At 58.5% G+C, this 1,278-nt stretch carries 1 protein-coding gene; it reads right to left on the bottom strand.

Going from position 1 to position 1,278, the window contains the following annotated elements; translation table 11 throughout:
- A partial coding sequence (locus AC1D1Z_RS37535; RefSeq protein ID WP_477853902.1) for an ABC transporter permease occupies positions 1-1,252 on the bottom strand: 1,252 nt, incomplete at its 3' end.
- Between the last annotated feature and the right edge of the window lie 26 nt (positions 1,253-1,278).

The raw sequence follows: 1,278 nt of genomic DNA, 5'->3' as shown, positions 1-1,278 counted from the left end.
GCGTAACGACCAGCGCCGCCGATACCGCGACAAGGCTCATCACTATGGAGTTGAAGAACGGAAGAAAGGCGGTGCCTTCGGTAAAGACGCGGGCATAGTTCTTCAGGGTCAGGCTGGATGGGATCACTTCGATGCCGATGCTCGCGGCCGGGGCGAAGGAGAAGAGTACGACAAGAGCGATCGGCACCGCATAAATAGCCACAAGAAGATAGGCAAAAAAGTGTAGCACTGTATTGCCGATCGGGCTGCAAATTTTGCGTAGCTGGATGGGCGCAGTCGCTTTCGCGCCGCCGACATAGGAGCCGCGCGCTTCGTAATATTGAGACAGCAGGATAAGCGCCATGAGACACAGTCCCATCATAAGCGCCAGTAAGGCGGCCATGTCGGGACGGCGCAGGCTGTTCAGAGTCAGCACCATCTGGCTCAGCATGTGGAAATCGCGACCGCCCAGCACCTGAGGGGCGGCGAAAGAGCTGATCGCGGTGTAAAGGGTAAGAAGGGTGACAGCGAGGAGCGTCGGCATGATTGCGGGCAGTACCACACGCCACAGGATCGTATATTCCGAGGCACCCATACTGCGCGCGGCTTCGATGGTTGCGTGGTCGACGCGGCGCATCGCAGCGCGCAGAAAAAGATAGTAAAAGTTGGTCATCAGAAAGGTATGCGTGAAGAGCACGCCAAACCAGCCGATGAACCAGTCTTGCGGGAGGCTGGAAACGATCGCCTTCACCAGATGTGTCACCGCACCGCCGGGACCATAGGTGAAGTTATAGCCCGCCGCCGCAACGACACTGCCGAAGACCAGCGGCGTTGCATAGGCGATTTTCAAGAGCGCGCGACCGCGTACGTGAAAATATTCAAGGACGACGACCTGGAAAATCCCGACAATGGTCACCGTGACCATGGTCGCTGACGTCATCCAAGCCGTGTTCCAAAGGGCAGCGCGCACTCTTCGTGATCTTGAAAGTTCGCTTAGGGTCTGGCCGACCACCAGGCTGCCGTGCTTGAAAAATGCCGCATGAAGTGACGCGACGAGCGGCAGTATCAGGAAGGTGACGACGATCCAGATCAGGGCCGCCAACCCGATCCAATAGACTACGCGCTCGACGGCAGCCGCGCGGTTCATCTGTCCGCTTCCTCGAAGATATGCGCACGCGACGAGCGGCAGTATCAGGAAGGTGACGACGATCCAGATCAGGGCCGCCAACCCGATCCAATAGACTACGCGCTCGACGGCAGCCGCGCGGTTCATCTGTCCGCTTCCTCGAAGATATGCGC

The sequence above is a fragment of the Rhizobium sp. P1_E1 genome (assembly GCF_056406015.1).
Note: the sequence above shows the minus strand (reverse complement) of the source record. Positions and strands in the feature narration are given on the sequence as shown.